The sequence below is a fragment of the Saccharopolyspora thermophila genome (genome assembly GCF_014646075.1).
GTDB classification, from domain to species: domain Bacteria; phylum Actinomycetota; class Actinomycetes; order Mycobacteriales; family Pseudonocardiaceae; genus Saccharopolyspora; species Saccharopolyspora thermophila.
This window is the reverse complement of sequence record NZ_BMMT01000020.1, coordinates 26,438-45,159: the sequence shown is the minus strand read 5'-3', so window position 1 is coordinate 45,159 and position 18,722 is coordinate 26,438. Positions and strand designations below refer to the sequence as shown.

The 18,722-nt window shown below is 72.5% G+C and carries 15 protein-coding genes and 1 pseudogene; 1 reads left to right on the top strand and 15 read right to left on the bottom strand.

What is annotated here, in order from left to right; all coding sequences use genetic code 11:
- Positions 1 to 75: 75 nt before the first annotated feature.
- The 9 genes and pseudogenes from IEY17_RS25885 to IEY17_RS22185 form a co-directional block, all read right to left on the bottom strand.
- Positions 76 to 531, bottom strand: a pseudogene (locus tag IEY17_RS25885) (Hsp70 family protein); the annotation flags it as partial.
- Positions 524 to 664 carry a hypothetical protein gene (locus IEY17_RS22220; protein ID WP_188990890.1) on the bottom strand — a complete coding sequence of 47 codons (141 nt, stop codon included), beginning with the start codon at positions 662 to 664 and terminating at the stop codon, positions 524 to 526. The pseudogene IEY17_RS25885 and the gene IEY17_RS22220, both read right to left, overlap by 8 nt.
- Positions 661 to 2,241: a TRAFAC clade GTPase domain-containing protein gene (locus IEY17_RS22215; protein ID WP_188990888.1), complete on the bottom strand. Its 1,581-nt coding sequence runs from the start codon at positions 2,239 to 2,241 to the stop codon at positions 661 to 663. The genes IEY17_RS22220 and IEY17_RS22215 overlap by 4 nt, the downstream gene beginning before the upstream one ends.
- Complete coding sequence (locus IEY17_RS22210) at positions 2,242 to 4,659, bottom strand: GTPase-associated protein 1-related protein (protein ID WP_188990886.1); 2,418 nt, start codon at positions 4,657 to 4,659, stop codon at positions 2,242 to 2,244.
- Positions 4,656 to 5,726, bottom strand: a complete 1,071-nt coding sequence (locus IEY17_RS22205) for a TRAFAC clade GTPase domain-containing protein (RefSeq protein ID WP_229680458.1) — start codon at positions 5,724 to 5,726, stop codon at positions 4,656 to 4,658. The genes IEY17_RS22210 and IEY17_RS22205 overlap by 4 nt, the downstream gene beginning before the upstream one ends.
- A 239-nt stretch (positions 5,727 to 5,965) precedes the next feature.
- Positions 5,966 to 8,314 carry a SaeA-related protein gene (locus IEY17_RS22200; protein ID WP_188990882.1) on the bottom strand — a complete coding sequence of 783 codons (2,349 nt, stop codon included), beginning with the start codon at positions 8,312 to 8,314 and terminating at the stop codon, positions 5,966 to 5,968.
- Positions 8,314 to 9,960, bottom strand: coding sequence for an Hsp70 family protein (locus IEY17_RS22195; protein ID WP_188990879.1), 1,647 nt, complete (start codon positions 9,958 to 9,960; stop codon positions 8,314 to 8,316). Before IEY17_RS22195 ends, IEY17_RS22200 begins: the two co-directional genes overlap by 1 nt.
- Positions 9,953 to 10,603 (bottom strand): nucleotide exchange factor GrpE, encoded by a 651-nt coding sequence (grpE, locus tag IEY17_RS22190; protein WP_188990877.1) that lies wholly within the window; start codon positions 10,601 to 10,603, stop codon positions 9,953 to 9,955. The genes IEY17_RS22195 and grpE overlap by 8 nt, the downstream gene beginning before the upstream one ends.
- A 218-nt stretch (positions 10,604 to 10,821) precedes the next feature.
- Positions 10,822 to 11,370 carry a snapalysin family zinc-dependent metalloprotease gene (locus IEY17_RS22185; RefSeq protein WP_188990874.1) on the bottom strand — a complete coding sequence of 183 codons (549 nt, stop codon included), beginning with the start codon at positions 11,368 to 11,370 and terminating at the stop codon, positions 10,822 to 10,824.
- Positions 11,371 to 11,679: 309 nt separating this feature from the next.
- Here IEY17_RS22185 and IEY17_RS22180 point away from each other — a divergent pair, with 309 nt between their 5' ends.
- Positions 11,680 to 12,303: a maleylpyruvate isomerase N-terminal domain-containing protein gene (locus tag IEY17_RS22180; protein WP_188990872.1), complete on the top strand. Its 624-nt coding sequence runs from the start codon at positions 11,680 to 11,682 to the stop codon at positions 12,301 to 12,303.
- A 40-nt stretch (positions 12,304 to 12,343) separates the two neighbouring features.
- On the opposite strand, the gene IEY17_RS22175 is transcribed toward IEY17_RS22180, so the two are convergent.
- The 6 genes from IEY17_RS22175 to IEY17_RS22150 form a co-directional block, all read right to left on the bottom strand.
- The gene (locus IEY17_RS22175) at positions 12,344 to 13,273 is read right to left on the bottom strand and encodes a heme o synthase (RefSeq protein ID WP_188990870.1); all 930 of its coding nucleotides are present in this window, start codon (positions 13,271 to 13,273) and stop codon (positions 12,344 to 12,346) included.
- Positions 13,270 to 13,662: a DUF3817 domain-containing protein gene (locus IEY17_RS22170; RefSeq protein WP_188990868.1), complete on the bottom strand. Its 393-nt coding sequence runs from the start codon at positions 13,660 to 13,662 to the stop codon at positions 13,270 to 13,272. Before IEY17_RS22170 ends, IEY17_RS22175 begins: the two co-directional genes overlap by 4 nt.
- 225 nt (positions 13,663 to 13,887) lie before the next feature.
- Positions 13,888 to 14,976: an LLM class flavin-dependent oxidoreductase gene (locus IEY17_RS22165; RefSeq protein ID WP_188990866.1), complete on the bottom strand. Its 1,089-nt coding sequence runs from the start codon at positions 14,974 to 14,976 to the stop codon at positions 13,888 to 13,890.
- 61 nt (positions 14,977 to 15,037) lie between these two features.
- A complete protein-coding gene (locus IEY17_RS22160) occupies positions 15,038 to 16,339 on the bottom strand; it encodes a lysine N(6)-hydroxylase/L-ornithine N(5)-oxygenase family protein (RefSeq protein WP_188990864.1) in 1,302 nt (433 codons plus the stop codon).
- A 92-nt stretch (positions 16,340 to 16,431) separates the two neighbouring features.
- A complete protein-coding gene (locus IEY17_RS22155) occupies positions 16,432 to 17,241 on the bottom strand; it encodes a siderophore-interacting protein (protein WP_229680456.1) in 810 nt (269 codons plus the stop codon).
- Positions 17,242 to 17,331: 90 nt separating this feature from the next.
- Positions 17,332 to 18,717: a DHA2 family efflux MFS transporter permease subunit gene (locus IEY17_RS22150; RefSeq protein ID WP_229680454.1), complete on the bottom strand. Its 1,386-nt coding sequence runs from the start codon at positions 18,715 to 18,717 to the stop codon at positions 17,332 to 17,334.
- Positions 18,718 to 18,722: the final 5 nt, after the last annotated feature.

Below are 18,722 nucleotides of genomic sequence, written 5' to 3'. Positions count from 1 at the left end.
CGGCGCCGGTGCGGCTGCGCACGTCCCCGGAGCGTCCGGTGGTTCCCGCCGGTATCCCCCGGTGTAATGCAGGGCCGCCGCGATGGGTTCGCTGAGCACCTCCAGCACCTCGATCCCGGCCAGGTGCGCCGCCTGCAACGTCGCTTCCCGTTCCCGGATGCCGAAGTAGGCCGGGACGGTGATCACCGCGCGGACGGTGCGGTGCGGGCCGAGTTCGGCGACGGCGTCGTCGACGAGGCTGCGCAGGATCAGCGCGGACACGGATTCCGGCGTGTGGCGGACGCCGTGGAACTCCAGCTCGAACTCGGTTCCCATCCGGCGCTTGATGAGCGCCACGGTGTTGTCCGGGTCCGCGCTGTGCTGCGCCGCCGCACCCACCACCGCGGTGTCGGCCGCGGCGAAGTGCACGACCGACGGTGTGGTGAGCTCGCCCAGCCGGTTGCGGATCACCGCGACACCACCACTGTCCACAGTGGCCACCGCAGAGCAGGTGGTGCCGAGGTCGATGCCCAGGACGAGTTCCTCACCCATCGGTCAGCAGACCCGTCGCGAACTCGGAGAGGTCGGAGCCGACCAACAGAACGGACAACGCCACCAGGATGGCCGCCAGCACGGCCAGGATCCAGCGGTGGACACGGTAGTGGGTCGGTGGGCGGATGCTCATGCGGGCTCCCGGGTCTGCTGCTCGTCTCGTCCCAGGGCGAAACCGCCGCGGTCCAGCAGCCACACGAACGGCTCGGCCGGGGACATCCTGCTGCCCGGGTGGACCCCGGTGACCGAGGACACCACGAAGTAGCGCACCTCCCCGAAGTCGCGTTCCGCCTGCAGCACCAGGTTGTCCAGGCCCGCGGTGGTCAGCCAGTCGCGCACCGCTCCTGCGCACAGGTCGGCGGCCCACGGCAGGTCGGTCAGCAGGTCGGCCTTCACCACGGCGATCGCCAACGCCTTGCGCCGGGTGTCCACGCCGAAGTCCTGCAGGCGGCGGGCCGTCACCTGGTAGACCTCGTCCGGGTCGCCGGTGGCCGGATGCGCCTGCGCCAGCCGGTCCTGCAGGGCCCCGCCGAGCTGGTCGCGCACCCACGCGACGGCGAACGGGTCGACCACGAACACCAGTCCCCCGGCGTGGTCGAGGAACTCCAGTTCGCTGTTGTCGTCGCGGTTGGCGTAGAACTCGCCGGCCGCGTCGAACAGGTGCAGCAGCGCCTGGTCGGCGTCCTTGTCGGACTGACCGCGGCGGAACCGGGCGGTGATGGCGGGCGGCAGCTGCCCGGCCGGGGTCTTCGCGGTGTCACCACCGGTGGCGATCAGCTGCGCGCCGTGCTCGAACGCCTGGCGGCTGGTGTCGTCGTCGAAGGCCATCACGGCGCCCTCGGCGGCAGCCCGATCCCGCAACGCGACCAGACCCGCGTACACCAGGCGGGTCTTGCCCGCCGACACCGGGCCGAACACCGGCAGCCGGATGTCGGTGACCGCGCCGGACCGCGCCTGCAGCGGCCGGTCGCAGCGCTGGCACAGCGCCTCCAGCCGCCGGGATGCGCGCAGCACGGTCGTCGGCAGCCGCTGACCGCACCCGCACCGCCGCCAGACCGCGCCCAGCAGCCCGGGCCGCAGGTCGCGGTGCACCGTCCGGCACCCGTCGCAGCGGTAGGCGGGCACGGTCATCACGTGGAAGCACACCCCGCAGCTCGGCTGGGCCCTGCGCAGCCGCCGCACGGTGGTGTCGTAGCCGCGCTCGAAGCCGATCAGGGTGCCCCACGCGGCCCAGGAGATGCCGAGCACGACCGCGCCGAGGACCACCATCACCGCCCCACCGAGGGCCGCGCCCAGCGTGACCGGGGTCCACAGCAGCACCGTCAGCCCGATGGCCCCCCAGCGCAGGTCGCTGCCCCGGCCGTAGCCAAACCCCCGCGACCAGCCGTGCCGGATGAAGTCGGCGCAGCAGCGCCACAGCGCCACCAGGTCGCGGCGCCATTGCGCGACCTGGTAGCCGGGCCAGGCGTAATCGAGCGGGAACGGGCCGCGCTGCTTCAACCCGGCCGTGCCGTTGACCACGTCGTTCGGCGTGACCAGCACCGGTTGCCAGATCCCGCGGCCCACCAGGACCCGGCAGGTGTTGACCAGCGTCGCGCAGGCGCCGAACAGCATCATCAGCGGCGCCAGCAGAGCAGCGAGGTAGAGCACCAGCCCCACCAGGCAGAGCCCCAGCGCGAGCACCACGAGGGCGACGACGAGGTACTGCATCTACTTCCCCCGCCCGCCTCTTCGGCCGAACAGCAGACGCGCGACCTCGCGGGTGCGGGCCGGTTTGGGTTTCTTCTGTGCGAAGTCCTTCAGCCAGTCGTGCCAGGCCGCCGCGGCTTCGGCGTCCACCGCGCGCAGCAGCTTGCTGATCCGCCGGTAGTCGGTCTGCTTGTGCTTGCCCGCCCAGTGTTCCAGGGCCTTGTCGAACGCCACGCGCACCTGCTCGGAGGCGTTGTCCGACCAGGCGGTGAGAAACGCCAGCGCCACCGCGTGATCCCGCCGTCCCGGCGGCGTCGTCTCCCGGTTCCACGCCTGCGGCAACTCGTGCGCCAGCATCTGCTGCATCCCGGCACCAGCGGCCTCGACGGCGGCCACCGCCGTCTGCGGCGCGGTGTCCAGCAACGCGGCCACGACCCCGGCGGCGCGGGCGGCGAACACGCGCTCCGACACGTCCCGCACCGCACCGGCCCCGCTCTCCGGGCTGGTCGGGTGTCGGTGGAAGGCGCTCAGCCAGGACCGCAACCGGCTGTCGTCCTCCCACAACCTGCGGAGGTTCTCGCGGTCGCCGATGTGGTGGCCGAGCATCCGCAGCACGTCCAGGTACCGGCCGGACACCGTGGCCTTCTCCAGCACCGCGAAGGCCCGCTGCGCCAGGGCGTCGGTGACCGCGGTGGACGGCAGGGCCGACAGGAACTCCGCCACCTCGTCCATCGTGGGCGGCGACAGCCGGAACAGCGCGTCCCACACGACCTGCCCGATGGTGGGTTCCTCGGACGCGCGCAGCTGCGCGCGGAACAGCGCGATGGTGTCGCGACGCGCGTCGCCTCCGGCGGCCACCGCGGCGGCGGCGATCGCGGCGTCCAGCGGCATGAACGGGTCGCTGATCGTCGGAGCCAGCAGCGTCCACCAGCGGTCCCGGATCGCCTCCGCCGTCTCCTCGGCCCGCGCTCCCGCCAGCCGGGCGGACAGCTCGTCGCGCAGCAGGTCGACCACCTGCTGGCCGCACGTCCAGCGCGTCGGGTCGATCGAGGTGTGCGGGTGGTCCGCCCACCAGGCGACGAAACCGCTCGCCGCGTCGCCGAACCGGCCCACCCGCGGCGTGACGTCGAACCGCGTGGCGGTGCGCAGCAGCCGGTCCATCCGCTCCGGGCTCACCGCCGCGGCCGCCGCCTCGACCAGCTCGCAGGCCCGTTCGGCCTCCTCGGGCGTCCACCGGCGCGGTGACAGCGGGGTGCGGTCGTCCGGTGGGGTGCCACGCACGATCTCGTCGACCTCCGCGCGCAGTAACGCGAGCCGCACCCGCCCGGCCTGGTCGGTGGCAGCCTCGGCGAGCCTGGTGAGCACCGGCAGCGTCGGCGAACTCGCCAGCACCGCGTCCAGCACCGGTTCCAGCACGTCCGCCGCGGACACCGCGGGCGGCGAGGCCAGCCACTCGGCCAGCACCAGCGCCGAGTCCTGGTCCCGCACCGGCTCGTCGAGCATCAGCACCCCGGCGGCCAACCGGTCGGCCTCGGCCGGGAGCTCCTCGCCCCGGTTGCGGGCGAACTGGTGCGCCAGTTCGACGGCCTCGACCACGTCGTAGGGGTCGGCGTGCAGGAAGCGCGGCACCCAGTGGCGGGCCGAACCGGTCGGCTCCACCGGCCGGTGCTCGCCGGTCACCAGGTTGAACACCACGAAGTCGTTGGTGCGCGCCGGATCGGCCAGCGACCCGGCCCAGTCCGGGTGCACCGCCAGCACCTCGTGCCGGCTGTACTGCGGATTGGTGGCGAACACCCGGAAACCCACGCGCAGCGCGCGTTCCTGCGGCAGCAGCAGCGTCGCCGCGGCGATCCAGCGCACCGCGGCCTCCGCGTCGGCGCTGACGAACAGCACCCGCCGCGCATCCGGCTCGTGCATCCGGTCCACCGCGGAATGCACTGCCAGCAACCAGGATTCGCCGTCGGGCTGGCCCAGCACCCACTCCCGCAGCGCCGCCACCCCCAACGGACCGGGCTCCGGCTCGGCCGGTACCGGATCGCACTGCGTGGTCGGCGCGGGCCGCTCGGCCCACCAGGACGCGCCCCACAGCTGGGCCGGGCGGATCGGCCCGTACAGCTGCGGGTCGCCGGTGGCCAGCGCGTGGGTGAACTGGTTGCCCTCGCGCACCCCGCCCGCCTCTTCACCCAGGTAGATGCCGCGGGCCGTGGCGTAGACACCGTCGTGCACGTGGACCAGCGACGGCGGATAGTCGGCGACCGGGCGTTTCTCCCGCATCCAGCCCACCGGGGCCTCGTACAGCGCGGACCGCTGCACGACACTCATCATCTCGTCGGTGGTGCCCGGCGACACGGCCTGGAACTGGAACCCGGCGCCACCGCGCAGCCCCTGCCCGGGTCGGCAGTCGGTGTAGAACAGCGAGTGGAACTCCCGCGCGCTCATGCTCGGCTCCGTTCGATCACCCCGAAGTGGCTGAGCAGCCACAGCAGTGGTTCGTCCACCCGGAACGGTCGGACCCCGGCCGGGTCGATCCGCTTGCGGCCATAGTCGGGTTCCGCGCCCAGCGAGGACACCGCGAAATAGCGGAAGGTCTGGTAGTGCGCACGCAGGTGCGCGTCGATGTCGTCGGCGCCGAGGTCGGCCAGCAGTGCCCGCAGGTGCTCGTCGGTGTCCTGCCCGGCGGCCTCGTCGTAGTACGGGCCGGCGACCGGGGGCCGCAGCAGCGGGTGCTGCTCGCCGAGCATCCCGAAGAACGCGTCGATCTTGGAGAACACCACGGCGATCGGGGTACTGATGCGGCGGCGGTCGGCGAGCCCGGCCCGCAGCAGCCCGGTGATGCGGGTGAGCACGTTGATCGGCGGTTCGGCGTCGCGCCGGCCGACGTCGGGCAGCTCGATCCGGTCCGCCGTGCCGGGCAGCTGGAACGGGTCGAGCAGCACGATCATCCCGTCGGCCGCCGACAGGTATGCCTGCCGGTTGACGAACTCCTGGGTCGTCATGTCCTCGCCCGCGGCGTCGTAGAACGACAGCGTGGTGGTGCTGTGCACCTCGCGGCCGAACCGGGTGCGCGGCTGCCGCCACTGCACGACGAGCGGGATGCGGACGCCGTCGGCGGAGCCCGCGGTGGACTCGAACAGGGCGCGGTCGTCGAACAGCGCCTGCTCGTAGCGCTCCAGCCACTGCGCGGTGCCCATCCCGGCCTGCTCCCCGGCGAAGGAGATGTCGGCGTCGAAGCGCCGCCGGATGGTGTGCCGCAGTTCGTGCACCAGAACCGTGGTGTAGACGGTCTTCCCGGCGTTCTTGCCGCCCACCACACCGATCAGCGGGCTGCGGCTGTCGGCGAAACCCGCGGGCAGCGGCGTGTGGCACACCGGGCAGGCGCGGATGCCGCTGACGGTGCCGCAGTCCGGGCACGCGGCCCGCCGCGGCGTGCGCCACGACTTCGGTGGCGGGAAGGCTGGGGGCGCGGGGTTGGCGAACCCGGTGAGCCGCTCCCGTTCCGGATCCACGGTCCGGCGGCACCTCTCCCGGCCGGGCGAGGGCCGCCCGGTGCACTGGAACCAGAGGCTGCTGGGCGCGAACTGGTGGTAGCAGTAAGGACAAGCGACCTTGGCCATTCAGGCCCTCCCCTCGGCAGTCGCCGTGAAGCTCCCCCGCGCCGAGAAGTCCGTGGTCGCGCTCGGTCTGGACCCCACGGCCCCCGAGGTCGGGGTGGGCATGTCGGGGCGGGTGTCACGAGGTGGGGTGATCACGTGGCCACCTTCAGCTGGGTGGTGGGCGGGTCGACGAGCTGGACTCCGGGGGTTTCGACGAAGCAGCGCAGCCAGAACGGTCTGCGGCGCGGGAGTTCGACGGTGATCTCGACCGGGTCGCCGAGGTCGTGGGTGGCGCGGTGCACCACCTGGCCGTCCTCGGGTCTGAGCGGCATCACGCGGCCCGGCGCGATCACGACGACCACGGCGCAGTCCGGCACGCGCTGGTCGCAGGTGAGCACGATGCGCGCGGTGCGCGCCCCGAACAGGCGCTTCTGCCGTTCCACCCGGTACGTCGCCCGCGGCGGTGTCCCGGCCAGTTCAAGCGCGCTCGGCGCCGAGCGCCCCTCGCCGTGCTCCGCGGGAGCGATCGAGCAGACCTGCACGCGAACAGGGCCCGGGCCAGGGTCGATGCGGCAGCCGCCGTCGGCCTGGTACTGCTGCCGGGTCAGCCGCCTGCTGCCCTCGGCGGCGCCCGTCCAGGTCACCTCGGCCATCCGGACGTCGTCCGGCCACACCCACGACAGCACCACCCCACCACCGAACCGCCGCGCTTCGAGCGCGCTCACCGGCGGCAGCGCCGGCGCCACCCGGGCGGTGTGCCGGACCGCGACGGTCTCCGCGGCGACCTCGGTGCCGTCGTCCCTGCGGTAGCGGGCGGTCAGCAGGTAGGTGTGGTCGGCGTCGACGTCCGCGGTGGCGTCGCGGAAGGCCGTGGTGCCGTTGGTGGGCACGGAGACGTCACCGGCTTCGCCGTCGCGGCGCCGCCGGACGTCGACGCCCACGACGTCGGGGTGGACCTTCCAGGTGCCCTCGGCGACCCCGTTGTGCACGGACAACCGCACGTCGTGCACCGGGGGCAGCACCTCGACCGTGGTGCCGGACGGGCGCGACCACGCGCCGCACGCCTCCGCGGCGAACACCGCGTAGCCGACGAGCACCCCGGCCCGCACGTCGCTGTCCACCACGGCGGTCGCCGCGCCTTCGGCGACCACGTCGCCGTCGGCGGGGTCGCCGGGCGTCCGTCCGGCTCGGCGCACCACGCGGTAGCGGGTGGTGTGCTCGTCGTGGTCGGGCTGTGCCCGCCACGACACGCGCACTCCGGCACCTTCCGGCCGCGCCGTCACGTCCGCGACGGGGCTCAGCGGCATGCGCCGCAGCTCCGCGGCGATCGCCTCGTCGTCGGCGGCGAGCCGCGCGGCCTCGGCGAGGGTGCGCCGGGCTTCGCCGTCGGCTCCGCTGCGCGCCGCGCGGTGGGCGGCTTCGCGGAGTTCGCGGACCCGCTCGGCGTGCCGGTCGACGGCCGCTTTCGCGGCGGCCGCCTCGTCGGCGTCGGTGATGCCCGCCAGGGCTTGTTGGGCGGCGAAGAGCTGGCCGGCGGCGAGCAGTTCGGTGACCTCCGGCAGTCCGCTGGTTGTGGGTGCGGTGGCACCGGTTTCGCTGAGGACGCTCACCACGGCGTGGCGGACCTCGTCGTCCGCCAGGCCGGTCTGCTGGAGCACGCGGACCAGAGCGGCGGCCGGTGCACCGCCTGCGCGGAGGCGCCGCACGTCGTCGAGGAGATGGTGCAGGGTCAGCTGGCGGAGGTCGACGCCGTCGCGGGTGACCGCGGTGTTGATCATGCCGAGGGCTTCGCGGGCGGGCTGGTTGCCGGAGCGCCGGTCCTCCCGGTCGATGGCGGCCCGCACGGCGTCGGCGGTGAGCGGGTGCGGGGGATCGCTGCGGAAGGTCTCGAGGATGCGGAAGCCGCGCAGCTTGCCGTGCAGCAGTTCGGGGATGGAGGTGACTTCGGCGTCGGTGAGCAGCGCCTTGAGCCGCCGGAACAGGGTGTCGGACAGGCCGCTGGTCTTGGGCAGCTCCAGCGGTTCGACCGACCGCACCCCGGCTTCGGCCAATGCTGCGTCCACTTCGGACGGTCCGAGTTGGCCGAATGCCTCGCGCATGGCCTCCAGCTGGCCGGGCGTGATCAGCCCGAGGTCGCCGAAGGTGGATTTCAGCATCGCGGCCAGTTCGTTGATCCGCTGCTGCCCGGTGGCGGAGCGCTTCGCGGCCTGGTCGCGCCACCACGACATCCGCGACATCGCGTCGCCGTGCTGGCGGCGCAGCTCCTCGTCCTCGCGCAGGAACGCCTTGTAGACGCTGGTGGTGAAGCTGGACTTGGCGGTGGACTGGGCGCTTTTGTTCCAGTGCGACCGCACCTGGGCCAGCCGCTGGGCCAGCTCGGCGTCGGAGAACCCAAGGTCGACGGCGTACCGGGTCAGCAGGTCGTCGGGTAATCGGCCGCTGCGCCCCCGCAGCGGCCGGACCACCTCGCGCTCGTACGCCTTCGGGTCGAACGGCCGCATCAGCCGGTGACCGTGATCCCGGCGACCACCTTCGTGGCGGCCTCGACCTCCTCGTCGCTGCGCACGCTCACCCGCACCTTGATGTCCAGGGACTTGCCGGTGGACGGTTCGGTGGCGGTCAGCTCCAGCAGGCCCTCGTCGTCGACGGTCATCCGGATGTTCACCGGTGAGCCGACGGGCAGCGGCGGCAGCCCGTCGATGAGGCCCCTGCCCTCGTTGATCGGCTTGTTCTCGGACAGCTCGGGGCCGGCCACCACCCCGGACTGCTCGTAGAGCTCGATCTCCACCCCGGTCTGGCCCTCCTCCACGGTGACCGCCTCCAGCAGGCGCTCCTCGGTGGGCAACGAGTCGTTGGCGTGCACCAGGTGCTTGACGAAGTGCCGGGTGGGCTTGCTGCGCCAGTCCGGGTCGGAGGTGTCGACGAGCTTTACGCCGAACGCCTTCGGCAGCACGTTGCGGGTCTGCTTGGTCGCCAGGTCCTCCAGTGCGCGGGCCGAGATGCCCGTCTGGCGCGCCACCTCCTGCACCGCCTCGGCGACGTCGGAGCCGCTGGCTTCCTGCATCTCGCGGTGCACCACGCGACCCAGCGCGTACAGCGCCGCGCCCTTGGCGACGGCCAGGTCCGGGTCGTGCAGCTTGGGTTCCCAGCCGAACTCGGCGCGCAGCCGCTCGGCGACCGCGGGCATCTTCGTGGACCCGCCGACCAGCAGCACGTCGTCGATCTGCGCGCCCGGCTCCTTGGTCTGCAGGGTCTTGAGGGTGCGCCGGACGATGTCGATGGTCTTGTCCAGCAGGTCCCGGGTCTCGTCCTCGAACTGCGCCCGCGTCACCTCCACCCGGGCGCTGACCCCGGCGCCGCGCAGCGCGACCGCGCGGGATTCGGCCCTGGACAGCTGCTTCTTGGTCTCCTCGGCGGTGGTGGTCAGCGACTGGAGGAACTCCTCGTCGTCCTCCACCTCGGTGCCCTTGGGGGCCTGCTCCAGAAACTTCGCCAGCAGGTGGTTGCGCAGCCGCAGGTCCCAGTCGGCGCCGCCGAGGTGGTCGTCGCCGTCGGTGCAGACCACCACGATCTCGTCCTTGGACACCCGGATGACCGTGGTGTCGAAGGTGCCGCCGCCCAGGTCGTACACCAGGATCGTCTTGTCCTCGGCGTCGGTGGTCGCCTCGTAGTGCAGCGCCGCGGCCACCGGCTCGGGCACGATGCCGATCACGTCAAGCCCGGCGATCCGGCCCGCGTTCTTGGTGGCGCTGCGCTCCAGCATGCCGAAGTAGGCGGGCACGGTGATCACCGCGCGGGTCACCTCGCGCCCGGTGTGCGCGGCGGCGTCCTGGGCGAGCTGCTTGAGGATCAGCGCGGAGATCGACTCCGGGGTGTAGGTGGTGCCGTGGAACTCGAACTCGGCGTCGCTGCCCATCTGGCGTTTGATCAGCGACACCACCCGGTCCGGGTCGATGATCGCGGAGTTCTTCGCCACCGAGCCGACGACCACGTTGGTCTCGTTCTCGAAGAACACCACCGAGGGGGTGGTCTCGTTGCTGTCGGTGTTGCGGCAGACCGTGGGGCGACCCGTCTCGTCCACGTAGGCGATGGCCGAGTACGTGGTGCCCAGGTCGATGCCGAAGACCTGGAGGTCGCGGTCAGACATCTGCGCTCATCCCCTCTCGCGGACTGTTGTCCTCGGCCGGTGCGGTCGGTTCGCTCCAGCGGTACACGTGCACCCGCGCCGGGACGGTCACGCGCTCGGTCATGGTGTCCAGGTAACCGTCGGAAACGACCGCGGCGATGCGCTGGTGCTGGGCGGGGTCGTCGGCCGGGATGACCCTGACGGCGCGGTGCTCGCGCGCGGAGAACTCGGCCCCGGCCTGCGGGCTGATCGGTGTGCTGCCGCAGCGTTCCAGGGCCTGCTCGGCGCTCAGCGCGAAGGACTCCAGCAGGTCGGCAACCTGCTGGCGGGTGAGTTCGGCGGGCAGGGTGCGGGCCTGGTGCAGCAGGTCGTTGCGGAGGTTCTGCAGGTCGGTGGTGATCGGGCGCAGCAGCAGGTTCTGCTCCCCGGCGCGCAGCCGCTCCACCTCGGCGTGCAGCCTGTCGATGACGCGCTCGCGGGCGGCGGCGCGCTCGTGGTGCTGGCGGACCTCCGCGGCGAGGGCGGTGACCGCCTCGGTCAGCTCGGTGACCGGGTCGGGCGCCTTCTCGGGCTCGGGTTCCTCGGTGGTTTCCGGTGCCGGTGCGGCCTCGACCGGATCGACGGTCTCCGGCGGCCGGTCGTCGTGCCCTGGCTCGTCGTGCATGCCCCTGCCCGCCTCGGTGCTGTCGCAGTGATCAGTTGATCACTGCGAACTCTATCGCCGCCGGACGCGTCGTCGAGCGGCTTTCGCGGAGTTGGGACGGCGGGGGCGGCGGTGTCGGTTCCGGGTGCGGGGCACCGGGCTGCGGGTTCACCCGGATCGCGCAGCGGAGCGGTCGGGTGGCGGCCGTCGGGGGCTGCGGCCGGCCGCCACCCGCATGCTCACCCGCGGGCGAGCACGTCCTCGCGGAACACCCGCGGGGTGATCCGCACACTGTCGGCGAAGTTGCGCTCCACCTCGGCGATCTCGTCGGGGTTCGGCTTGGCGTTGTCGCAGTCGGGCCCGGCGCTGGCGCCGGACATCAGGTCCGCGCACTCGCCGGTGCGGTTGTCCGGCAGGCCGAGGATGTGGCCGAACTCGTGCGCGGCGATGCGGACGACGTCGTGGCCCTCGGCCACGGCCTGCCGGCCCATCCAGATGCGGCCCCGGCCGAGGTCGACGACCTCCGCGCGCGGCCAGCCGTCGTCGGCCAGCACGACCACGTCGGCGTCCCCGCCGGTGGCCGGTTCCAGGCGCACGTTGTGCACGCTGTCGTTCCAGATCTGCGCCCCGGCGTCCACCGCGTCACGGAACTCGGCGGCCTGACCGGCGTCGTAGGTGACGACCCGGACCTGATCCGGGGTCGCGGCCGCCGTCACCGGCGCGACCAGGGCGACCAGGAACGCGACGAGCACCCCGAGGACGGGTCGTATCGGGCGCGGCAGGTTCATCTGCACCAACCTCCAAGCTGACCGGATCACGGCACCCGTCGAACGTATTGGCCACGCGGGCCGCGCCCACCGCCTTGGCGTAGATCGGCCACGACGCGAATTTCCCGGAATTCCGGCGAGATGGGTGGACATCGCGCGATGATCTGGGATCGCCCCCCCGGGCACCACCGCCGGGGGGTTTGATCACCGCGGGTGGGGCCCGGGCCACACTACGGTCCGGTTGTGGACAGCGAACCGGACTTCCACCAGCCAGCACGCGGGGCGCTTTGGCGGCCAGTCGTGCGTGACCTTCGAACCGATCGGATGCACATGATCATCGACGCACTGGAGCAGTCCTGGCGGGCATGGGCCGACCTGGGCGGGTCGCTCGACGAGTCCGGGTGGCAGCGGCCGACCCGGCTGCCTGGCTGGACCGTCAAGGACGTGTACGCGCACTGCAGCGGATTCCCGGCGGCCACCAGGGCGGGACTCGCGGCGGAGGAACCGGACGGGCCGGTCACGCACGCCGACGCCGCGGAGCTGCTCGCCTTCATGCAGCGGCCGGGCGGGATCGCGCACGAGGCGGCCGACCAGCTGCGCGACGAGGCCGTGCGGCAGGCCACCGCGACCCCGGCCGAGCAGCTCGTCGCACAGTTCGCCGAGGTCGCGCCGGGGTTGATCGCCTCGTTGCGGAACGCGAACCTGGACCGCCGTGTCGACTACGGCGGCTTCGCCGTGGTGACCGCGGCGGAGGCGCTGCGGATCTTCACCATGGAGGCGGTGGTGCACTACTTCGACATGGCGACCGCGCTGGACCTGGCCGTGCCCGGCCCGATGGCCGGTGCTCCGTTACGCGCGACGGTGCGGCTGCTGGCCGACACCGCCGACCCGGTGGCGTTCGTCGACGCCGCGACCGGCCGCGGCACGCCCTCGGTGTTCCCGGTCCTGCGCTGAAGACCTCCCTGAGAGGGAAGTGAGCGTGCTGCGGTGGTGATCAGCCCAGCACCGGCAGCCCGACCGCCGCGTCCACCGCGATACCCACGAACAGCAGCGCCAGGTAGGAGTTCGACAGGTGGAAAAGCGTCATCGGGTTGACGGCCCGGCCGTCGCGCACCGCCGCGTGCAGCCGCTGCGCGACCACCAGGAACGCCGCCCCGACCAGCACCGCGCACGCCACGTAGACCCAGCTGGTCACCGGCACCAGCAGCAGGGTGCAGCCGACCGTGGCCCAGCTGTAGGCCAGGATCCGGGCCGACACCGTGCGCGGGGTGGCCACCACCGGCAGCATCGGCACTCCGGCCCGGGCGTAGTCGTCCTTGTACTTCATCGCCAGCGACCAGAAGTGCGGCGGCGTCCACAGGAACACCACGCCGAACATCACCAGCGCGGGCCACTCGACCCTGCCGGTGACCGCGGCCCAGCCGACCACCACCGGCATGCAGCCCGCCGCGCCGCCCCACACGATGTTCTGCGCGGTCCGGCGCTTGAGCACCAGCGTGTACACGAAGACGTAGAACAGCAGCGCCGCGGTCGCCAGCACCGCCGACAGCAGGTTCACGCCGAGCCACAGCACGACGAACGACACCACCCCGAGCACGATGCCGAAGATCAGGGCGTTGCGGCGCGGCACCTCGTAGCGCACCAGCGGGCGCCCCTTCGTGCGGTTCATGACCGCGTCGATGTCGGAGTCGACCACGCAGTTGAGCACGTTGGCGCTGCCCGCCGACATGGTGCCGCCGACGAGCGTGACGATCACCAGCCACGGCGAGGGAATGCCCCGCTGCGCGAGGAACATGGCGGGGATGGTGGTGACCAGCAGCAGCTCGATGACCCGCGGCTTGGTCAACGCCAGGTAGGCGGCCAACACCCCGCGGCGGCCGGAGGCCGGGGCGGTGACCGGTGCGGACTGGGAGGTCATGGTCATCGGGCCGGGGTTTCCTCCGAGGAACTGTGCGGCTGCACGATCGGCTTGCCCGCCAACCGCAGCTCCTGCCAGTGGGTCACCTTGCGCTCGGCCACGAACGCGCCGAACGGGATCGTCCCGGCGAGCAGCACGAGCAGCATGCGGCCGATCGGGGCGCGCAACTGGGTGGTGGCGACCACGGCGACGAGCAGGTACACCATGTACAGCCAGCCGTGCGCGACGCCGATCCGGAACGTCCACGTCACGCCGAGCTGCTGGGTCGGGGTGCCCTCCGCCCACAGGCCCGCGAAGTGCCCGTACTTGAGCACCATCGCGGCGCACAGCAGGATCAACAGCACCGCGGTGACGTACGCCATGATCCGGTAGAAGATCAGCACACCAGGCTTCACGCCAATCCCTCAATCCCGCCTCGTGCCTCGGACACCGGTGTCACTAGACCGTACGCCACACGCTTTGACGCCCTGCGCCGGACCTCGGCCGGAGTGGCCCCGCCCACCCCGCTCGACCGATCCAGGTTCCTTCTCCATGGCGGAACCACAGACGCCTGCTGTGGCACCACCGACACCACCGTTCCCGGATCGGCGGTCGCCCTCGCCACGACGTGGCAGGCGCGCTCAGATCATCCGGTAAGCCTTGGCGACCAGTTCGAAGGAGTGCAGCTTGGTGTCGCGATCGGCGACGTTGGTGGTGATCATCAGCTCGTCGACGCCGGTGCGTTCGCGCAGTTCGTCGAGGCCGGCGCGGACCACTTCCGGAGAGCCGTACACGGCGTCGGCCAGCCAGCTGTCGACGAAGCTCTGCTCCAGCTCGGTGTAGGGGTACTCGCGGGCCTCGCGGCGGGTCGGCTGCTTGCCCGGCATGCCGCGGCGCAGCCTGAGCATGCTCAACGCGATCGGCCGCACGATGTCCAGCGCTTCCTCGTCGGTGTCCGCGGCGACCACCTGCACGCCGATCAGCGCGTACGGCTCGGACAGGACCTCCGACGGCCTGAACGTCCGCCGGTACAGCTCCAGCGCGGGCAGCGTGTTCTGCGCGCTGAAGTGGTGCGCGAAGGCGAACGGCAGGCCGAGCGCCCCGGCCAGCTGCGCGCTGAACCCGCTGGAGCCGAGCAGCCAGATCGGCGGGGTCGGGCCGTGCGGCACCGACTGGATGGCCGCGTAGGGGTGGTCGGCCGGGAAGTCATCGCCGAGGAAGGCGATCAGCTCGCCGAGCTGCTGTGGGAAGTCGTCAGCCGACAGCGGGCCGCTGGTGCGGCGCAGCGCCCGCGCGGTGGCCTGGTCGGTGCCCGGGGCGCGGCCGATGCCGAGGTCGATGCGGCCGGGGTGCAGCGCCTGCAGGGTGCCGAACTGCTCGGCGACGACCAGGGGCGCGTGGTTGGGCAGCATCACGCCGCCGGAGCCCAGCCGCAGGGTGCTGGTGTGCGCGGCGAGGTGGGCGATGACCACGGCGGGCGCGGAGCTGGCGATGCCGGGCATCCCGTGGTGCTCGGCCACCCACAGCCGGTGGTAGCCCCACTGCTCGGCGCGCCGCGCCAGCTCGGTGGTGGTGCCCAGCGCGTCCGCCGGCGTGGTGTGGACGCCGACGGTGGACAGGTCCAGCACCGACAGCGGCACCGCCGAGTCACCGCGCGCCACACCCCTGATCGGGTCGTCCTGGTTCGGGGCAGCGCGGTCGCCGCGCTCCGCAGTCGTTTCCGTCTCCATCGTCGGCTGCAACCGCGGTGACGCCGATGTTGTTCCCTGCTGTGCGCGTGGTTACAGCCGCTCAGCCACGGGTGAGGGCGTAGGCGGGTGCCCGGCGGCGCGCGAGGATCGAGTCGCGGATCTCGCCCGCGCGCACCGCGCCGTTGGACAGCAGGGACGAGGTGAGCCCGTGCGTGTGCTCGGTGCCGCCCTGCAGGTAGATCGCGCCCGGCAGGTCCTCGGTGGTGCGGACCCGGTAGTCGCGCTCCACCTGGAGCAGGCCGCGCTCGTCGCGGGCGCAGCACCGCGCCGTCTCGCCCAGCAGCCGGAACGGGTCGCGGGGCCGGCAGCCCGTGGCGTACACCAGCACGTCGGCGTCCAGTTCGGTCCGCTCGCCGGTCGGCAGGAACTCCACGGTCGCGGTGGCGCCGTCGGCGCGGGTGGTGACGTCCACGACACGGGAGGCGTGCAGGAACCGTAGCCGCTGCCGTCCCTGGACCTTCTCCTGGTAGGCGCGGGCGTAGAGCTGCTCGATGAGGTCGAGGTCGACCACCGAGTAGTTGGTGTTGCGGTGGTAGGTCATCAGGTCGCGGCGCACCTCCGGGGAGGCCGCGTAGAACTCGTCCACCGCCTGCGGGTCGAAGATCCGGTTGGCGAACGGGCTGTCGTCGGCGGGACTGAACCCGTAGCGGGTGAACACCGAGCAGACCTCGGCGTCGGGGAAGGTGCGATGCAGGTAGTCGACGGCCTCGGCGGCACTCTGCCCGGCGCCGACGACGACGCAGCGCCGCGGCGGGGTGTCCAGTTCGCCGGCCCGGTGCAGCAGGTCCAGGTTGTGCCACACCCGGTCGCCCAGCTCGGCGCCGTCCGGCAGGCTCGCCTCCAGGCCGACCGCGACGACCACGTTGCGGGCGCGGTGCACCGCCAGCCGCCCGCCGTGCCGCACCGCCACCTCGAAGTGCCCGCCCGCGGAGTGCACGTCGACGACCTCGGAGTCGTAGTGCACGGCGTCGGCCACCCGGTCCGCGGCCCACTCCAGATAGTCGTGGTACTCCACGCGGCTCGGGAACATCGTCTTGTGGTTGATGAAATCGACCAGCCGCCCCCGCGCGTGCAGGTACGACAGGAAGGAGAAGTCGCTGGCCGGGTTGCGCAGGGTGACCAGGTCCTTGAGGAACGACACCTGCATGGTGGCGCCCTCGATCAGCATGCCGCGATGCCAGCCGAAGCGCGCCTGCCGTTCGAAGAACACCGCGTCGAGCCGGTCGGACCCGGCCGCCGAGCGGTTGTGCTCCTCGACCGCGATGGCCAGCGCCAGGTTGGACGGGCCGAAGCCGACGCCCAGGATGTCGTGCACGGGGCCCTGCTCGTCGATCGCTGCCACGTTGTCCCCTCACCTCACCGGTGCCCCGTGGTGCGGGCACGCGGATTTCCCGGCGGCCCCGACCGGTTGCGCCGGCACGGGACCGGTCCGCCTCAGTCCCGGTCGTGGTTGTGCCTGTCGTGGTACTCGGTTTCGGCCATGCCGTGCTTCCAGTAGCCGATGGCGAGCACGGAGCTCGCGTCCAGCCCGCGGTCGTCGCGCAGGTGGCGGCGGATGCCGCGGACCACACCGGATTCGCCGGCCACCCACGCGAATACGTCCACATCGGACGGAATAACCAGCTCCCGGACGGCGTCCACCAGCTGCCGGGAGTGCCCGGCCGGGACGCCGTCCCGGTGCAGCCAGGTCCACCGCAGGTCCGGCGGGGCGGTGATGTCCAGCTGGTCCGCGGCGTCGCCGACCTCCACGAACACCTGTCCGCGCGCGGTGGGCGGCAGTCCCTCGACGATGGCGGAAATCGCGGGCAGCGCGGTCTCGTCGCCGACCAGCAGGTACCAGTCGGCGGGCCGTGGGGTCCGGCCGCCGGGGCCCATCACGCCGAGGTGGTCGCCGGGGCGGGCGTGCCGCGCCCAGGTGGCGGCCACGCCGTGCTCGTGCAGCACGAAGTCCACGTCGAGTTCGCCGCAGGCCTCGTCGTAGCGGCGGACCGTGTAGGTGCGCATGGTGGGCCGCTCGTGCGGCTCCGGCCACTGGTAGCGCCCGGTTTCGCGGTCGAGCACCGGCAGCACCGGGCGTCGCTGGTGGCGCTGAGGCACGAAGATCTTGATGTTGGGGCCGGTGTGCTCGTCCAGGAAGCCCGCCAGCTCCTCGCCGCCGAGGGTGACGCGCCGCATGGAGGGGCTCAGTTCGGCCGTGCGCAGGACCTGCAGGTCGCGTGCCGGGGGGCGGTTGTGCGGTGCCACGGCGCTGCGTTCCTCCCTGCCGATCCTGCCAGTTAAGGCTAGCCTAACCAAAGAAGTGGACCTTGTCTGCCCCGCGGTGGCTCAGATCTCTCATCCCCGGGCGACGGCCGTTTGCCGTGCCGGGACACGGGAATCCCCGACCCGCAGCGCGAGAACCGCACCGACCAGCGCGAATCCGGCCGACACCAGCATCGCGGCGTGGTAGGCCCCGAGGCCGGGGCCGAGCCCGGCCAGCACGCCCGCGGTGATCGCCACGCCCAGCGCCGAACCGACCTGCCGCTGGACGTTGAACAGCGTGGCGGCCGCGCCGGTGGCCGCCGAGCCGATCGTGGCGAAGGCGACGACCTGCAGTTCCGCCGAGGCCGCGCCGACGAAGAACCCGGACGCCAGCTGGACGCCCGCAGCCAGCCACAGGTCACCGGGGCCGATGGCGTTCATCAGCGCGAACGACGTGGCGGCGCCGAGCATCGCGGTCGCCACGAGCACCCGCGGCCCCAGCGTGCGGTGCGCCCAGGCGAGAAGTTGCGAGGCGATCATCAGCCCGAACGCCTTCGGCAGCGTCACCAGCCCGGTCTCCCACGCGGACGCGCCCAGCTCCGACTGGAACATCAGGGTGAACCCGTAGAGCGTGCCGAGGAATCCGGCGACGCAGGTGAACAGGATCAGGCTGCCGCGCCGGAACTCCGGATCGCCGAACAACCGTAGTTCCAGCATCGGTAGTGCGGACCGCAACTGGGTCCGCACCAGGGCGGCCAGGCACCCCAGGCCGGCGGCGCCGGAGGCCCAGCAGTGCGGCGAGGCGGGCCCGGTCTGCGCGACCGCCTCCAGCGCGTACATCACCAGCCCGAGCCCGGGCGCGGCGAGCGCGAAACCCAGCAGGTCGAACGGTTTCCCACGGGACTCCACGTGCTCAGCCAGCAGCAGCGCGCCGAACAGCAGCGCGGCCACCCCGACCGGGAGGTTGACGGAGAAGCCCCAGCGCCAGGTGAGGTGCTCGACGAGGAACCCGCCCAGCACCGGCCCGAGCGCGGGCGCCACGGCGGTGGGCAGCACCAGCACGCGGGTCAGCCGGATGCGCTCCTGCGGCGGGTAGGCGCGGAACAGCATGGTCAGCGCCACCGGGCTCATCACCCCGCCACCAACGCCCTGCAGCACCCGCGCCAGCGTCAGCTGCGCCAGGTCAGCGGCCAGGCCGCACAGCGCCGAGGCGAGCACGAAGAGCCCGAAGGCGCCGAGGAACACGCGTTTGGTGCCGAAGCGGTCGCCCAACCAGCCGGAGATCGGGATGCACGCCGCCAGACTGACCAGGTAGCCGACGTTGACCGCGGACGTCGCGCTGGGCGGCACGCCGAACTCCGCGCCGATGGCGGGCAGCGCCACGGTGACGATCGTGGCGTCCATGCCGTTCATGAACATCGCCGCGACGTAGCAGACACACACCGCGCTTCGCGGGTCCGCCCGTCGCTTCGCCGGCACCACCA